We start from the raw sequence: 16082 nt of genomic DNA, 5'->3' as shown, positions 1-16082 counted from the left end.
GCTCGATTTCTGGGAGCGGCACTTGACGGGCAGCGCCCCTCCGCGGCTGACGACGGCGCCGGTGCTCGCGGTCCTGGTCTGCCACGACGGCGACCGGTGGCTCGGCACGGCGCTGTCCGCGCTGCGCCGCCAGCACCCGCGACCGCGGCACGTGATCGCGGTCGACACCGGGTCGGCCGACCGCACGGCCGCGCTGCTGGCGAACGCCTCCACCGGGGACGAGCGGGTCCTCGACGGCGTGCTGACGCTGGCGCGCGACACCGGGTTCGGCGCCGCGGTGCACGCCGCGGTCGAGCACGCGGTGCGGCGCTGGGGCGACCCCGGCAGGTGGATCTGGGTGCTGCACGACGACGCCGCGCCCGAGCCGGACTGCCTGGCGAGCCTGCTCACGGCGGCCGAGGTGTCGCCGTCGGCCGCCGTGCTGGGACCGCTGTCCCTGGACTGGGCCGACCCGCGGCTGGTCGTGGAGGCCGGGGTGTCCGCGGACGCGTCCGGCCACCGGCAGACCGGCATCGCCGCGGGCGACCCCGAGGCCGCCCGCTCCTTCGAGCAGAGCACCGAGGTGCTCGCCGTGTCCTCCGCCGGGACGCTGATCCGGCGGGAGGTGTGGGACGAGGTCGGCGGCTACGACCGCCTCCTGCCGCTGCTGCACGACGACCTCGACCTCGGCTGGCGGGTCAACCGCGCCGGTCACGTCGTGCTGTGCGTGCCCGCCGCCCGGATGCGGCACGCCCGCGCCCTCACCCGCGGCGAGCGCGAACCGGACGCGGTCGCCGCACGGCCCGGACCGGCGCGGCGGGGAGTGGACCGCGCCCACGGGACGCGCACGTTCCTGGTGAACACCTCCACCCCCTCGTTCCTGATCGGCCTGCCCCGGCTCGCCCTGCTCCTGCTGCTGCGGGCGCTGGGCTTCCTGCTGCTGCGCAGGCCGTCCGACGCGGCAGCCGAGGTGAGCGCCCTGCGCCACCTGCTCAGCGGCCGGGCACGCCTGCTGGCCGGGCGGCGCGAGCGCCCCGCCGCCGGTCCGGTGCGCGGCCTGTTCACCAGCAGGCTCACCCGGCTGCGCAACGCCGTGCGGGCGGTGGCGTCGTTCCTGATCCGCCGGCGCGTCGAGGCCGACGCCGCGCTCGGCCGGCTCCCCGAACGGGAGCACCGGCCGAGCGGATGGCTGCCCCCGCGCACCTCCGGGCGCCGCGCGGTCGGGCCGCAGGCGCTGCCCGCGGGCGCCCTGCCGGGACGGGTGCGGGCCACGGCCGGGCTGCGCCGCCCGCCGTCGGTCGTGCCGGTGACCGCCGACGCCGTGCTCGCGCCGTCGCTGCGCCCCAGCCCCGTGCCCCGGCCCTCGCCGGTTCCGCGCGGCGGGCCGCCCGCGCCGGACCGGTCGATCGTGTTCGTCGAGGTGGACCGGGCCCGCGTGCTGCGCTCCCTGCTGCTCGCGCCGCCGCTGCTGCTGGTGCTGGCACTGACGGCGTTCGCGCTGGCTGCCAACGGCGGGCGGCTCGGCCTCGACCTCGCGGGCGGCCGGCTGCTGCCCGTGCGAGACCTCGCGGGGACCTGGTCGGAGTACCTCGCGTCGTGGCACCCGGTCGGCGGCGGCACCGCGGCGCAGGCCCCCGCCGCGCTGGCCGTCGTGGGCGCGCTCGGCGCGCTGCTCGGCGGACCGCAGGCCGCGGTGGCGCTGCTGATGATCGGCGACGCGCCCCTGGCGGCGCTGGCCGCCTACGCGGCCAGTCGCGGCCTGCGGGTGCGCCGCTCGGTGCGCGCCGTCGTGGCCGCCGCCTACGGCCTGCTGCCCGCCGCCACGTCGGCCGTGAGCCAGGGCAGGCCGGACGTGGTCGTCGCGCACGTCCTGACCCCGCTCGTCTTCGCCGGTGTCGTCGCGGTGCTGCGCCCGGCGCGCGGCGCGTCCTGGTTGCCCGTCGCGTCCGGCACGTCCCTCGGCGTCGCCCTGCTGGGCGCGTTCTCCCCCCTGCTGCACGGCCTGGCGGTGCTCGGGGCGCTGGCCGGGTTCGTCGCGGTGCCGGGCGCCCGCGGCGACGGCCGCCGCCGCGTCGCCGCGCTGTTCGCCGTGGTGCTGCTGCCGCTGGGCCTGCTGCTGCCGTGGCCTGCGGCGGTGCTGGCCGACCCGTCGGTGGTGCTGCACGGCGTGGGCGCGCGGGTGCCGGGGCAGGCGGTCGCCGTGACGGACCTGCTCGCCCTGCGCCCCGGCGGGCCGGGAGCGCTGCCGCTGGTCGGGGCGCTCGTCGTGCTGGCCGCGCTGGGCGCGCTGGTGCTGCGGCCGGACCGCGCGATGCTCGGCGGGGCGGCGGTCGTCGCGCTGGGCGTGGCGGGCCTCGCGCTGCTGCTCGCCGTGCCCGTGACGCCCGCCGCCGGTGGCCCGGCCGAGCACGGCTGGCCGGGAGCGCCGCTCGTCGTGGCCGGGTGGGGCCTGCTGTGGGTGGTGCTCGCGGCGTGCCGCCGCGACGTCCCGCCCGGCCGCGCCGCGCACCCGCCGCTGCGCCGGGCCGTGTCGGTGGCCGGGGTGCTCGCCGTGACCGCGCTGGCGGTCGGGGGCGCGCTGGGGCTGCGGGAGGGCCCGCTGCGCGCGGGCGGCGGGCCGCGCCTGCCGGCGACGCTGGAGCGCGAGGTCGCCGAGACCGGACGCGCCGTGCTGGTCGTCGGCGCGCACGGCGAGCCGACCCGGCAGACGACCGGCCGGATGCCCGCCTTCGCCGACGACGACCTCGTGCCGACCCCGTCGACGCCCGCGCGGCTGGCGGACTGGGCCGACGCCCTCACCGGCGACTCGGCCGAGCGGGCCCGCATGGCGCTGGCGCGGGCCGCGGCGGCCGGTGTGGCGTTCGTGGTGCTGCCCGACGCCGCCGCCGCCGACCGGCTGACCACCGCGGCCGGCGAGCTGGTCGCGGAGACGCCGCCGACGTCCGACGGGCGGCCCGTGCTGCGGGTGCAGCTCGCGACGGGCACCGTCGTGCTGCTGTCGCCGGAGATGGCGCGGCGGGCGCGCGGCGGAGGAGAACCGGCGGGGGAGCTGGGCGCCCCCGGCATCGCGCCCGCGGAGGCCGCGCCGCCGGAGCTGGCCGTGCGCGTCTCCGACGGCCCGGACGGGAGGCTGCTGGTGCTGGCGGCCGAGGACGAGCCGGGCTGGACCGCCACCGTCGACGGCCGCCCCGTGCCGATCGCCCGCGCCTGGGGCCACCAGGTCGGCGTCCCGCTGCCCGCCACCGCGTCGGACGTGCGGGTGGAGCACTCGACGACCCTGCGCGACCTGCTCCTGCTGGCCCAGGCCGCCGCGACCCTGTTCACCGTCCTGACGGCGGTCCCGACCCGCCGCCCGCGCGAGTTGAGCGTTCAGGCACCACGAGGTGAGCGTTCAGGCAGCGCGAGTTGAGCATCGGGGGACGGGCGGGTGTCGCGAACGCTCACCTCGCGGTGCTCGAACGCTCAACTCGCGGTGCCTGAACGCTCAACTCGCGGTGCTCGGACGGCCTACTCGCCGTCCACCACGTCCGGGTCCAGGCCCAGGTAGTTCGCCACCTGTTCCACCAGGACGTCGTGGACCAGGTCCGACAGGTCGGCGCCGTCCTTCGCGCGCGCTTCCAGGGGACGGCGGTACAGCACGATGCGCGCTCGCGTGGGCAGGCCCTGGCGGTCGACCGTCGCCGGGACGAGCCGGGCGAGGGGCACGTTGCCGTCCTCGACGACGTCCTCCTCGGTGCCCTGCACGTCGGGCACGTCGTCGACGGCCACGTCGAGCTGGGTCAGCTCGGTCCGCCACCTCGCCTCGATCGGTTCGAGCGCTTCGATCACCAGCGCGTCGAACCTCTCGGCACGGCTGCGCGCCGCCGGCAGGGTAGCCGGGTACAGGGGTCCTCGCAGGCCACGACCGTGCCGGTCGCGATTGCGCCGTCGCGAAAGTCCCTCTCTGCGCGAGCCTCTGGCCATCACCACGGGCATGAGCCTAATAGCTCGGTCGTGTGTCGTCCGCGTGCCTACGACACGCAGGTGGGCGGACGCGCTATCGTCCCCGCCGTGCGGAGCGTGAGACGGTGCTCGCGAACCGGGTGCGCCAACCCGGCTGTCGCGACGCTCACCTACGCCTACGCGGACTCGACCGCGGTCGTGGGGCCGCTCGCCACCTACTCCGAACCGCACAGCTACGACCTGTGCGAGGAGCACGCGATGCGGCTCACCGCGCCCCGCGGCTGGGAGGTCGTCCGACACCAGGGCGAGTTCGTCGCGCCGGAGCCGACCGTGGACGACCTGACCGCTCTGGCGGAGGCGGTGCGGGAGGCGGGCCGGGCGGACCGGTCCATCGAGCCCGAACTGCCCGCGGGCAGCGGCAGACGGGGCCACCTGCGTGTTCTGCCCGACCCCCGCGACGACTGAGGCGACCGCACGCGGCCGCGGCGAGCGCGCCGGTAGGCTTCTGGACTGCACCGTCGTCAAGAGCGAGAACGTGGTCCGACCCCGGGAGAAGTGCGTGCGCGACCTGTCCGGCTTCGTCAAGGCATACGACATCCGCGGAGTCGTGGGTGAGCAGCTCGACGTCGACGTCGTGCGCGATCTGGGTGCGGCGTTCGCCCGTCTCGTCGGCGGCCCCGCCGTGGTGATCGGCCACGACATGCGCGACTCGTCCCCCGAGCTGTCCGACGCGTTCGCGCGCGGCGTCACCGCCCAGGGCGTCGACGTCATCAGCATCGGCCTGGCCAGCACCGACATGCTCTACTTCGCCTCCGGCCGGCTCGACCTGCCCGGCGCGATGTTCACCGCGAGCCACAACCCGGCGAAGTACAACGGCATCAAGCTGTGCCGCGCGGGCGCCGCCCCCGTCGGGCAGGACTCGGGCCTCGCCCAGATCCGCCGCGACGTCGAGGAGGGCGTGCCCGACGCCACCGGCGTGGAGCCGGGCTCGGTGACCACCCGCGACATGCTCGCCGAGTACGCCGCGTACCTCCGCCAGCTCGTCGACCTGTCCGGCAGCAGGCCGCTGACGGTCGCCGTCGACGCGGGCAACGGCATGGGCGGCCACACCGTGCCCGAGGTGTTCGACGGGCTGCCGTTCGAGGTCGTCCCGATGTACTTCGAGCTGGACGGGAACTTCCCCAACCACGAGGCGAACCCGCTGGACCCGGCCAACCTGGTCGACCTCCGGGCGAAGGTGCGCGAGGTCGGCGCGGACGTCGGCCTCGCCTTCGACGGCGACGCGGACCGCTGCTTCGTGGTGGACGAGCGCGGCGAGCCGGTCTCGCCCAGCGCCATCACCGCGCTCGTGGCGGCGCGCGAGCTGGCGAAGAACCCCGGCGGCACGATCATCCACAACCTGATCACCTCGCGCGCCGTGCCCGAGATCGTCGCGGAGCACGGCGGCACGGCGGTGCGCACCCGCGTGGGCCACTCCTTCATCAAGGAGGAGATGGCCCGCACCGGCGCGATCTTCGGCGGCGAGCACTCCGCGCACTACTACTTCCGCGACTTCTGGCGTGCCGACACCGGGATGCTGGCCGCACTGCACGTGCTGGCCGCGCTCGGCGAGCAGCAGGGCCCGCTGTCCGAGCTGACCAGCGCGTACGAGCGCTACTCGGCCTCCGGTGAGATCAACTCGACGGTGACCGACCAGGCCGCGAAGGTCGCCGAGATCACGGCGCTCTACGGCGCTCGCGAGGGCGTCGCCCTGGACGAGGTGGACGGCCTGACCGTGTCGCTGCCCGACGGCTCGTGGTTCAACCTGCGCGCCTCCAACACCGAACCGCTGCTGCGCCTCAACGTGGAAGCGGCCGACGCCGACGCCGTCGCCGCGCTGCGCGACGAGGTGCTCGCCGTGGTCCGGGCCTGATCCCGCTCCACCCACCCGACACCAGCGAGGAGATGACCGTGGCCGTGCAGCTCGACGCGCAACTGCTCGACATCCTGGCCTGCCCGTGCCCCGAGCACGCTCCGCTGAGCGTCGGCACCCCCGACGACCCGGAAGCGGACTTCCTGACCTGCACCTCCTGCGGCCGGTCGTTCCCGGTCCGCGACGGCATCCCGGTGCTGCTGCTCGACGAAGCGGTCGCGCCCTCCGGGGATTCGGCGGGGTGACGCGTGGAGTTCGACGACAGTCTGCTCGACGACCAGTCCCGGCTCGCCGACGCCGACACCGGGGGATGGCTGCGCGCCGCCGCGATGGCGGGCGCGCAGGTGCGGGCCGCCACTGAGGCGGCCACCGAGGCCGACGTGCCGCGGGTCTTCGCCGAACGCCCCAGGGCGCTGGTGCTCGTCACCCGTCCCGGCGTGGCGCGCTCGGTCGCCGGTCTCGTGACGGCCATGCTCGGCCCGTCGTGCCCGGTCCCGGTGGTCACCTCCGACTCGGTGCCCACCTGGGTGGGCGCGCTCGACGTGGTGCTCGCGCACACGGAGGACCCCGGCGACGACGTGCTGGCCGAGTCGATCGACCTGGCGGGCCGTCGCGGCGCCCGCGTACTGGTGTCCGCGCCGGGCGAGGGCCCCGTGGCGGCGTCCGCCGCCGGGCGCGCGGTGCTCGTGCCCGCCAGGGTGCCGGTGCCGACCGGGTTCGGCTTCGCCCGCGCGTTCGCGTCGTGGCTGGTCGTGCTGAACGCGCTCGGCCTGGTGCGGGGGAACGTGGCCGCCGTCGCCGACGAGCTGGACCGGGAGGCCGAGCGCGACCACCCGCAGCACGAGTCGTTCGTGAACCCGGCGAAGTCGCTGGCGCTGCGCCTGGTGGACCGCACGCCCCTGCTGTGGGGGCTGGACGACGTCGCCACGGCGGTGGGCGCGCACGGGGCGTTCGTCCTCGCCGCGCACGCCGGTGTGGTCTCCGACGTCGCGTCCTACCCGCAGGCGCTGACCAGGCGGGTGCTGCACCGCACCGCGGTCGGGGGCAGCGCGGCGGTCGACATCTTCGCCGACCCGGAGGACCAGCGGGCCGGACTGCTGAGGGTGTTCCTGCTCTCCGTGCGGCAGTCCCCGGAGACGGCTGCGCTGCGCCGCGTCGCCGAGGAGACGCTGTCCGGCGCCGATCTGCTGGAGCCCGTGGAGGAGGCCGTCGGAGGAGACGCCGTGGGCGCCGCGCTGCTGGCGCTGCGGTTCGAGCTGGCCTCGCTGTACCTGGGACTGGCCACCGGCACGGTCGGCGGTCCAGGGCTCTACGCGCCGGCGGTCTGACGCCGATGAGGGAGTGACGTCGAAGTGGAACTGCTGCACAACGCGGTCCGGTCGTACGCGTGGGGTTCGCGCACGGCGATCGCCGAGCTGCTCGGGAAGGAGGTGCCCGCACCCCACCCGCAGGCCGAGCTGTGGATGGGAGCCCATCCGGGCGACCCGTCGCGCGTCGTCGGTCCCGACGGCCGGGAGCGCTCGCTGCTCGACGTGCTGGTCGCCGATCCCGCCGGTCAGCTCGGGGCCGCGGCTGTTCAGCGCTGGGGCAACCGCCTGCCGTTCCTGCTGAAGGTGCTGGCCGCTGAGGAGGCGCTGAGCCTGCAGGCGCACCCGTCCGCCCAGCAGGCCGCGGAGGGGTTCGCCGCCGAGGAGGCGGCCGGGGTTCCGCTGGACGCGCGGACGCGCAACTACAAGGACGCCTCGCCCAAGCCCGAGCTGCTCTGCGCGCTGACGGAGTTCCACGCGCTCGCCGGGTTCCGCGACCCGCGGCGCACGGTCGCGCTGCTCCAGTCCCTGGAGGCCCCCGACTTCGCCCCCTACACGGGACTGCTGGCGGCGCAGCCGGACTCCGCCGGACTGCGCGCGCTGTTCACGACGCTGATCACGCTGCCGCAGCAGGCGCTGGACGCGCTGCTGCCGCAGGTGCTCGACGCGTGCGTGCTGCACGTGAAGGACCACGGCGAGTTCGACCTGGAGTGCCGCACCGTCCTGGAGCTGGGCGAGGCGTACCCCGGTGACGCGGGGGTGCTGGCCGCGCTGCTGCTCAACCGGCTCGTGCTCCAGCCCGGCGAGGCGATCTACCTGCCCGCGGGCAACCTGCACGCCTACCTGCGGGGCACCGGCGTGGAGATCCTCGCCAACTCCGACAACGTGCTGCGCTGCGGGCTCACCCCGAAGCACGTCGACGTGCCCGAGCTGATGCGGGTGCTGGACTTCTCCTCCGGTGACATGCCGGTGCTGCGCGGCGAGGAGGTCGCGCCCGGCCTGGCGGTGTACCCCACGGACGCGCGCGAGTTCGAGCTCTCCCGGATCGACCTCGCGCCCGGAGCGGAGGTGCGGGTGGAGCACGACGGCCCGCAGATCCTGCTCTGCACGCACGGCGAGGTCCGGCTGACCGGCGAGCTGGGCGACCGGCTCGACCTGGGGCGCGGCGGCTCGGTGTGGCTGGCGGCGACCGACCCCGCCGTGGTCGTCACCGCGGCCGGCGACACCCCGGCGCAGCTGTTCAGGGCCACCGCGGGTACGGGCGGACCGGTCAGCGCCTAGGGTCTACCCCGGCATACCGGACGTCTCGATCGAGGAGCACACGTGTCAGCAGGGGGCGGTACCAAGGCGATCATCGCCGCGTTGTTTGCCAACGCGGGCATCGCGGTGGCGAAGTTCGTCGGATTCCTCATCACCGGCTCGTCGTCGATGCTCGCGGAGTCGGTGCACTCGGTGGCCGACACGTCGAACCAGGGCCTGCTGCTGCTCGGGCAGAAGACGTCGCAGCGCAAGGCCACGCAGAACCACCCGTTCGGCTTCGGCCGCGACCGCTACTTCTACTCGTTCGTCGTGGCGCTGATGCTGTTCAGCCTCGGCTCGGTCTTCGCGCTCTACGAGGGCATCCACAAGCTCCAGCACCCGGAGGCGCTCAGCTCGCCGATGGTCGCCGTGGTGATCCTCGTCGTCGCGATCGGCCTGGAGACCTACAGCTTCCGCACCGCCATCGTCGAGTCGAAGGCGGTCAAGGGCAACGCCACCTGGTGGCAGTTCATCCGGCAGTCCAAGACGCCGGAGCTGCCGGTGGTGCTGCTGGAGGACGCGGGCGCGCTGATCGGTCTGGTCCTCGCGCTCATCGGCGTCGGCCTGGCCACGGTCACCGGCGACCCGGTGTTCGACGCGCTGGGCACCATCTCCATCGGCTTGCTGCTGGGCGTCATCGCGATCGTGCTGATCATCGAGATGAAGAGCCTGCTCATCGGCGAGGGCGCGAGCCCGGCCGAGCTGGACGTGATCGTCGACGAGCTGGCCGCGGGCAAGGTGCAGCGCGTCATCCACATCCGCACGCAGTACATCGGTCCCGACGAGCTGCTCGTCGCGGCCAAGATCGCCCTCGCTCCGGGCCTCCCGGTGGTGGAGGTCGCGCAGGCGATCGACGACGCCGAGCACCGGGTGCGCAACAAGGTCCCGGCCGCGCGCCTGATCTACCTGGAGCCGGACCTGGACCGCAGCACGGTGGAGTAGCGCCGCACGACGCACACGGGGCCGCCGCGGTTCGACCGCGGCGGCCCCGCTCGCGTTCGTCAGGCGATGTGGACGCCGAAGTCCCGGTTCGCCGTGCGGAAGTCCTGGAACCCGATGCGGGCGCCGGCCGTGCGGGTCACGGTGCCCTTCGCGATCACGCCGCCCGCCGACGACGGGCCGTACACCGGGCCGCCGCTGTCACCGGGCCTGGCCGCGGGCCGCCCGCCCATCTGCTCGCCCTCCACCAGGTCCTCCCGGTCGGAGTAGAAGAACAGCACCTTGATGTCGCAGACCGGGTTGCCGGTCTCCCGCGCGCTGGTCACGCCCGACTGGCACAGGTACTCGCCGGTGTAGACGTCGCCCCAGCCGCGCACGACCTCGGTGGCGCTGCTGTCGCCGCCGCCCACGTACTGCTGGTTCACCACGTTCCCGGTGGGGATCAGCATGATGTCGTGGTCGGCGTGCTTGGCGCCCGCGGTGCCGATGAACTCGCCGGTGGGGTCGGTCACCCGCGTGCCGGGGTTGCCGCAGTGCCCGGCGGTGAGCAGGAAGCGGGCGCCCGCGCCGTTGCGCACCGCGACGCCGGACGTGCACGCCGCGTTGCCGAGCACGATCGTCGCCCCGCCCTTCCACGGCGGGGCGTCGTTCTGCCGCGACACGTCGGTCAGCGGCTGCTCGTGCACGGTCGTGATCGGCACGTCGACGTCGGCCGCCGCCGTGAACGAGCGCGCGTCCCGGCCGGGGTGCGCGGCCAGGACGAGGCCGCTGCCGTCGGCGGGGACCTTCACGGCGTGCACGGGTGAGCCGGGACCCCGCTTCGCGTCGAGCACCGCCGCGGCGGCGCGCAGTTCGGTGTTGGAGTGCGCCGCCGCCTCGACGCGCACGGGTGCGTGGCGCGTGGCGTCGCCCACCGCGGCGGTGATCGCCTTCGGGACCTCGCCCTTCCACCACAGCTGCACGTGGTGGTCCCGCAGGACGATTCCGGCGAAGCCCGCCGCGTCACCGCGCAGGACCTCGGCCTGGATCACGTCGGCCGCCCGGACCAGGGGTTGCTGGGCGAGCATCCGCGCCAGGCCGGCGCTGGTCGAAGCGGTGGTGTCGGAGGCGGTGGTGTCGAAGCCCGTGGTGTCGGCGGCGGCGGGTGTGGCGGACAGCAGGGAGGCGGAGAGGAGGGCGGTGCCGAGCAGGGTGGTGAGACGGGCGCGTGCAGGGGTCACGACGGTCTCCCTCGGGTCGAGGACGAGATCGGCGGCGGAGATCGAGCGTATGGTCCAGACCTCTTCGGTGTCATCGACACAACAGGACAAGAACACGTCTCACCAGCGGTGACCCCCTAGGGTGGTGGGCCGGACACCAGCTCAGCACGAGGAGGGAACACCGTGGCGCGGAACGGGCTGTGGCGCACGAAGTCGATCGAGCAGTCCATAGCGGACACCGACGAGCCGGACACCAAGCTGCGCAAGGACCTGACGGCCTGGGACCTCACGGTCTTCGGCGTGGCGGTCGTGATCGGCGCGGGGATCTTCACCCTCACCGCCAGCACCGCGGGCAACCTCGCCGGGCCCTCGGTGTCGCTCGCCTTCGTGCTCGCCGCCTTCGCCTGCGCCCTCGCGGCCCTGTGCTACGCGGAGTTCGCCTCGACCGTGCCCGTCGCGGGCAGCGCCTACACGTTCTCCTACGCCACCTTCGGCGAGTTCGCGGCGTGGATCATCGGCTGGGACCTGGTGCTGGAGTTCGCGGTCGGCGCCGCGGCGGTGTCCAAGGGCTGGTCGCTCTACCTCGCCGAGGTGCTCGGCCTCGTCGGGGTCGACGTCAGGACCACCGCGTCCGTGGCGGGGATCGACGTCGACTGGGGCTCGCTGCTGCTGGTCGCCGCGCTGACGGTGCTGCTCGTCGTGGGCACCAAGCTGTCGTCGCGGGTCAGCGCGGTGATCACCGGGATCAAGGTCGGCGTCGTGCTGCTCGTGATCGTGCTGGGCATCACCTACGTCAAGGTCGAGAACTACAGCCCCTACATCCCGCCCGCGCAGGACGGCGGCTCGGCCGGTGTCGGGTCCGGCGGCCTGGAGCAGTCGCTGTTCTCGCTGATGACCGGGGCCGAGTCCAGCTCGTTCGGCGTCCTCGGCCTGCTGGCCGCCGCGTCGCTGGTGTTCTTCGCGTTCATCGGCTTCGACGTCGTCGCCACCACCGCGGAGGAGACCCGCGACCCGCAGCGGGCCGTGCCGCGCGGCATCCTCGGATCGCTCGCGATCGTCACCGTCCTGTACGTCGCGGTGTCGCTGGTGCTGACCGGCATGGTCCCCTACGAGACCCTGGCGACGCGGGACGGCACGAAGGCCACGCTGGCCACCGCGTTCGCCGCCAACGGCGTGGACTGGGCCGCCGCGGTCATCTCGGTGGGCGCGCTCGCCGGTCTGACCACCGTCGTGATGGTCCTGATGCTGGGCCAGACCCGCGTCATGTTCGCCATGTCCCGCGACGGCCTGCTGCCCCGCGCGCTGGCGAAGACCGGCACGCACGGCACGCCCACGCGCGTCACGCTGGTCATCGGCGTCCTGGTGGCCGTCGCCGCGGGCTTCTTCCCGGCCGGCAAGCTGGAGGAGATGGTCAACGTCGGCACGCTGTTCGCGTTCGTGCTGGTCTCCGGCGGTGTGCTGGTGCTGCGCCGGACGCGGCCGGACCTGGAGCGCGGCTTCCGCGTGCCGTGGGTGCCGTTCGTGCCGGTCCTCGCGATCCTGGCCTGCCTGTGGCTGATGCTGAACCTGACCGCGCTCACCTGGGTCCGCTTCCTCGCGTGGATGGCGCTCGGTGTGGTCGTGTACTTCGTCTACGGCCGCAGGCACTCCGTCCTCGGCGCGCGGACCGCGGCCGATCGCGAGAGCTGAGGTGCTCGTCCCGGGGGGAGGGCCGGGTCGGTCGCGTGCCCTCCACGAGGATCTCCGGGGACCGTGTCACGGGTGGCTTTCCCGTGTGACGACCTTCGTGCTGGGGGACGCGTGGACCGGGTGATCACGTGCGTCGACGTCGGCTCGACGTGGACGAAGGCCGTGCGCGTCGCGCCCGACGGCGAGCTGCTGGGCACGGCGCAGCACCCCACCACCCCGCCCGAGGTGCTGCGCGGGATCGACGCGGTGACGCACGCGGGCGACGAGGTCCTCCTCTGCTCCTCCGCCGGTGGCGGGCTGCGGCTGGCCGTCGTGGGTCAGGAGCGGCTGGTCAGCGCCGAGGCCGGGCACCGGGTCGCGCTGTCGGCCGGGGCGCGGGTCGTCCACGTGTCGAGCGGGCCGCTGTCCGGCGCCGGGCTGCGCGAGCTGCGCGCCCGCGCGCCCGACCTGGTGCTGCTCGTCGGCGGCACGGACGGCGGTGACGCCTCGGTCCTGCTGCACAACGCGCGCCGGCTCGCCGTGAACCGGCTGGCGTGCCCGGTCGTGCTGGCCGGCAACACCGCGGCGCGCGCGGAGGCGCTGGAGCTGCTGCGGTCGACCGGCCGCGTGGTGGTGCCGTGCGACAACGTGCTGCCCGACGTGGGGGAGCTGGCGCCCGGTCCGGCCAGGGCCGCGATCCGCTCGGCGTTCCTGCGGCACGTCATCGGCGGCAAGGGCCTCTCGCGCGGCCCCCGCTTCCGCCGGCTCGTGCGGGCGGTGACGCCGGACGCCGTGCTCGCCGGGGTGTCCCGGTTCGCCGCGCTGGGCGGCGGGGAGGCGGTGCTCGTGGTGGACGTCGGCGGCGCGACCACCGACGTGTACTCGGCGGTGTCCGGGGTGGACGACGACGTGGAGCGCACCGTCGCGCTGCCCCCGGACCGGCGCACGGTCGAGGGCGACCTGGGGATGCGCGCCTCGGCGCCGGGCGTGGTCGCGGAGGCGCTCGCCGAGCGGCTCGTGGAACCGGAGGAGGCGCGGCGGCTGGAGGCGGCGGCCCTCGCCCGCGCGGCGCGGGTGGACCGGGTGCCCGGTGACGAGGCGGAGCGCGCCGTGGACCTGCGGCTGGCCGGTCTCGCGACGGTGCTGGCCGTGCGGCGGCACCTGCGCCTGGTCGACGGCCGCCTCGGACCGCGGGGAGCGGGGCTGCTGGTGCTGTCGGGCGGCGTCTTCCGGCACGCGCCGTCGTCCGAGCCCGTGGAGCGCGTGCTGCGCGCCGATCCCGTGCTGCGCCCGGTCCTGCGCTCGGCGTCGGTCCTGGTCGACCGCGACCACGTCCTGGCCCCGGCCGGTCTGCTCGCGGAGGCGGGGCGCACCGCCGCGGCGACGGCCCTGCTGCGCGGGCTGACCTAGGTCGGGCCGGGAGCGGGGAAGCGGGAGAACGGCGAGCGCAGGAGCGGCAGCCCCGGAACCGCGGGGCGCGGCGGCTCCGCGGAGATCAGCCCGGCGGCCATCGCCACGGCGCGGTCCCACTCGGGGTCGGAGGTGTACTCGGTGTGGGCGTTCACGCCGGAGGCCCAGCGGCGGCCGGGGAACGGGCCGCGCTGCGGGTCCGGCAACCAGTGGTCACCGCCGAGGACCAGCGCGCCGGTCGGCCCCGGCAGCGCTGCGGGCAGCGCGCCCTCGGTGCCGTCGGCGCGGAAGCCCACGCCGAGCAGCGCCCCGTCGTAGACCTGCCTGCCCCACGTGGTCACCGCGCCGCCCAGCGGGTCCGTGCCCCGGCACAGCGCGCGCCACCGTCCGCCGAGCCCGCCGGACAGGACCGCCAGCGAGCCGTGCGGGACCACGGCCGGGAACGCGCGCGGGTAGGCCCACTGGAGCTGCGACCCGGCCGTCAGCAGGCCGACGCGCGCCCGGTCCTGCTCGGGAAGCTCCTCCAGCAGGCGGGCCACCGCGACCGCCGCGAGCAGGCTGCCCTGGCTGTGCCCGGTCAGCACGACCCGCACGCCGGGGTCGCGCAGGTGCTCCCGCACCCGCGCCACCAGCTCCGGCACGACCTTCAACGCGTAGCACGGCGGCACGATCGGGTGCGCCTCGCGCGGCCAGAACGACGCGATGTCCGCGAGGACCCCCAGCCGCCGGCCGGACTCCGGCTGCTTCGCGGCGAGGTGGACCAGCCGCACCAGGCCCACGGCGAGCAGACCGAGGACGAGCACGCCCAGCCCGGACAGCGGACGGGTCCACGACGCCGGTTCCACGTCACTCGTGCGCAGCACGACGGCCAGCGCCGTGCCCGACGCGAGGACCGCGGCGACGATGATCAGGACGTGCTGCGTGTGGTTGCGCTCCCACCTGGCCCACCACCAGGCGCGCGTCGCGCGGGCCCGGTCGCGCGGGCGGCCGGTGTGCAGCAGCGCGGCCTCGCGCGCCCACTCCGTGCGCCGCAGCGACGTCCAGCGCACGAACCCCGTCGTGGAGGCCACCGCGACGACGGCCAGCAGACCGAGCACCCCGGCCGCGCCCCACAGCAGCGTCACCCGGTCGTAGCCGCGCGGCAGGACGAGGTCGTGCCCGAGCGACTTCTGCGCGGTCAGGCCGATTCCCGCGCCGAACCCGCCGCCGAGCAGCACGGCCACCACGAGCACCGGCGCCGCCATCCAGCCCCCGGCCCACGGCCGCAGCTCGCGCGGCACGGACGTCCACGTGCGCCGGGCCAGCAGCGCGGCCGGGATCAGCAGCACGGCCAGCGCCACGACGACCAGACCGAGCAGCGCGGCGATCAGCTGCACCCCGGCGTCCACGCCGGGCAGGGTGTCGGGGACGCGGCGCAGCACGCCGGTGGTGACCAGCAGCAGCGCAGCGCCGATCGCCAGCAGCACCCGGCGCGGCGCGCGGGCCAGCACGGCCCGCAGCACCCGGCCGCCGCCGGTGGACCGCGCGCCCGTGGGGTCGTCCAGCAGCAGCACGCCCAGGGCGCAGGCGATTCCCAGTGCGAGGGCGGCGAACCACGCGCCGGTCGCCGCGACTCCCGGCTCCGCCGGGCCGAGCGGTCCGCCCAGGGCGAACAGCGACACCGCCGCGAGCCCGGCCACGGCGTGCAGCGCGCGCAGCGCCGGGGTGTCCGGGTCGGTCGCCACGTGCGCGCCGGGCAGCCCGGACAGCCCACCCGCCGGCTGGTCCGCCCGTGCGCTCCCGGAGCCCTCCGCGCGTTCCACCTGCTCCGCGGTGTGCGCGCTCTCCACGCGCCACGTGACCATCGACACGCGCCACAGCACGAACACCGCGAGCGCCACCGGCAGCAGCCCGGTCGCCGAGCGGAACCACGGCAGGTCGCGCACCCGGTCGGGCACCTCGTCCAGGCAGGCCGAGCCGGGCGCGAGGCACTGCACCGCCAGCAGGTCCAGGCTCACGACCGCCACCTGCACGACGAGCAGCACCGTCAGCAGCAGCGCGGCGAGCCGCAGCAGCGACCGCAGCGCGACGCCGAGCAGCCGACCGGCCGTGCTGCCCTCGCGGACCGGCGGCAGCATCCAGTGCGCGACGTTGGCGACGCAGAAGGGGAACAGCAGCGCCCACGTGGCCTTCGCCAGTCCGCCGGAGGTCATGCCGCCCCACAGGTAGCCCTCCACCGTGCGGGGCACCGGCCGTCCCTCCACCTGGAGCACCGGGCCCGGCGCGGGGCGACGCAGCCGGTCGGCCGGTCGGACGACGCGGCCGGTGCCGTCTCCGGCCACGTCCACTGCCGCGACCGCGTCCACCAGCGATTCCGGGGTCGTGCCCTGCACGCCGTGCACCCTCAGTTCGACGACGCGGGTGTCCGGACCGGGGATCAGCACCGGG

Annotated in this window: 12 protein-coding genes; 9 read left to right on the top strand and 3 right to left on the bottom strand. The window is 75.5% G+C overall.

From position 1 onward, the window contains the following. The first annotated feature begins 22 nt into the window (after positions 1 to 22). Positions 23 to 3388, top strand: a complete 3366-nt coding sequence (locus tag IMZ35_RS04085; RefSeq protein WP_199439459.1) for a glycosyltransferase — start codon at positions 23 to 25, stop codon at positions 3386 to 3388. Between the two features lie 98 nt (positions 3389 to 3486). Here IMZ35_RS04085 and IMZ35_RS04080 read toward each other — a convergent pair whose 3' ends face one another. Beyond that, the gene (locus IMZ35_RS04080; protein ID WP_199439655.1) at positions 3487 to 3942 is read right to left on the bottom strand and encodes a metallopeptidase family protein; all 456 of its coding nucleotides are present in this window, start codon (positions 3940 to 3942) and stop codon (positions 3487 to 3489) included. Between the two features lie 87 nt (positions 3943 to 4029). Between IMZ35_RS04080 and IMZ35_RS04075 the strand changes: the two genes are divergently transcribed. The 6 genes from IMZ35_RS04075 to IMZ35_RS04050 all read left to right on the top strand — a co-directional run bounded on the left by IMZ35_RS04075 (position 4030) and on the right by IMZ35_RS04050 (position 9381). Beyond that, entirely contained in the window at positions 4030 to 4386 is a 357-nt protein-coding gene (locus IMZ35_RS04075; protein WP_199439458.1) for a DUF3499 domain-containing protein, read from the top strand. 94 nt (positions 4387 to 4480) lie between these two features. After that, complete coding sequence (locus IMZ35_RS04070; protein ID WP_199439457.1) at positions 4481 to 5833, top strand: phosphomannomutase/phosphoglucomutase; 1353 nt, start codon at positions 4481 to 4483, stop codon at positions 5831 to 5833. A 38-nt stretch (positions 5834 to 5871) separates the two neighbouring features. Then, complete coding sequence (locus IMZ35_RS04065) at positions 5872 to 6078, top strand: Trm112 family protein (RefSeq protein WP_199439654.1); 207 nt, start codon at positions 5872 to 5874, stop codon at positions 6076 to 6078. Between the two features lie 3 nt (positions 6079 to 6081). Beyond that, the gene (locus tag IMZ35_RS04060; protein ID WP_307867736.1) at positions 6082 to 7161 is read left to right on the top strand and encodes an SIS domain-containing protein; all 1080 of its coding nucleotides are present in this window, start codon (positions 6082 to 6084) and stop codon (positions 7159 to 7161) included. 24 nt (positions 7162 to 7185) lie between these two features. After that, positions 7186 to 8421, top strand: coding sequence for a mannose-6-phosphate isomerase, class I (manA, locus tag IMZ35_RS04055; RefSeq protein ID WP_199439456.1), 1236 nt, complete (start codon positions 7186 to 7188; stop codon positions 8419 to 8421). Between the two features lie 42 nt (positions 8422 to 8463). Continuing rightward, a complete protein-coding gene (locus IMZ35_RS04050; RefSeq protein ID WP_199439455.1) occupies positions 8464 to 9381 on the top strand; it encodes a cation diffusion facilitator family transporter in 918 nt (305 codons plus the stop codon). 59 nt (positions 9382 to 9440) lie between these two features. On the opposite strand, the gene IMZ35_RS04045 is transcribed toward IMZ35_RS04050, so the two are convergent. Beyond that, positions 9441 to 10598, bottom strand: coding sequence for a chymotrypsin family serine protease (locus tag IMZ35_RS04045; RefSeq protein WP_199439454.1), 1158 nt, complete (start codon positions 10596 to 10598; stop codon positions 9441 to 9443). A 162-nt stretch (positions 10599 to 10760) separates the two neighbouring features. On the opposite strand from IMZ35_RS04045, the gene IMZ35_RS04040 reads away from it, so the two are divergent. Continuing rightward, positions 10761 to 12266: an amino acid permease gene (locus IMZ35_RS04040; RefSeq protein WP_199439453.1), complete on the top strand. Its 1506-nt coding sequence runs from the start codon at positions 10761 to 10763 to the stop codon at positions 12264 to 12266. 111 nt (positions 12267 to 12377) lie between these two features. Beyond that, on the top strand, positions 12378 to 13655 hold the full coding sequence (locus IMZ35_RS04035) for a glutamate mutase L (protein WP_307867734.1): 1278 nt from the start codon (positions 12378 to 12380) through the stop codon (positions 13653 to 13655). Here IMZ35_RS04035 and IMZ35_RS04030 read toward each other — a convergent pair. Continuing rightward, entirely contained in the window at positions 13652 to 16072 is a 2421-nt protein-coding gene (locus tag IMZ35_RS04030) for a hypothetical protein (protein WP_438816821.1), read from the bottom strand. The genes IMZ35_RS04035 and IMZ35_RS04030 overlap by 4 nt on opposite strands. Between the last annotated feature and the right edge of the window lie 10 nt (positions 16073 to 16082).

It is taken from the genome of Umezawaea beigongshangensis (genome assembly GCF_016464305.1).
Taxonomy (GTDB): Bacteria; Actinomycetota; Actinomycetes; order Mycobacteriales; family Pseudonocardiaceae; genus Umezawaea_A; species Umezawaea_A beigongshangensis.
Note: the sequence above shows the minus strand (reverse complement) of the source record. Positions and strands in the feature narration are given on the sequence as shown.

Coding starts and splice junctions, on each gene's coding strand:
- IMZ35_RS04080 (WP_199439655.1), bottom strand. CDS start 3,942: ATGGCCAGAGGCTCGCGCAGAGAGGGACTTTCGCGACGGCGCAATCGC.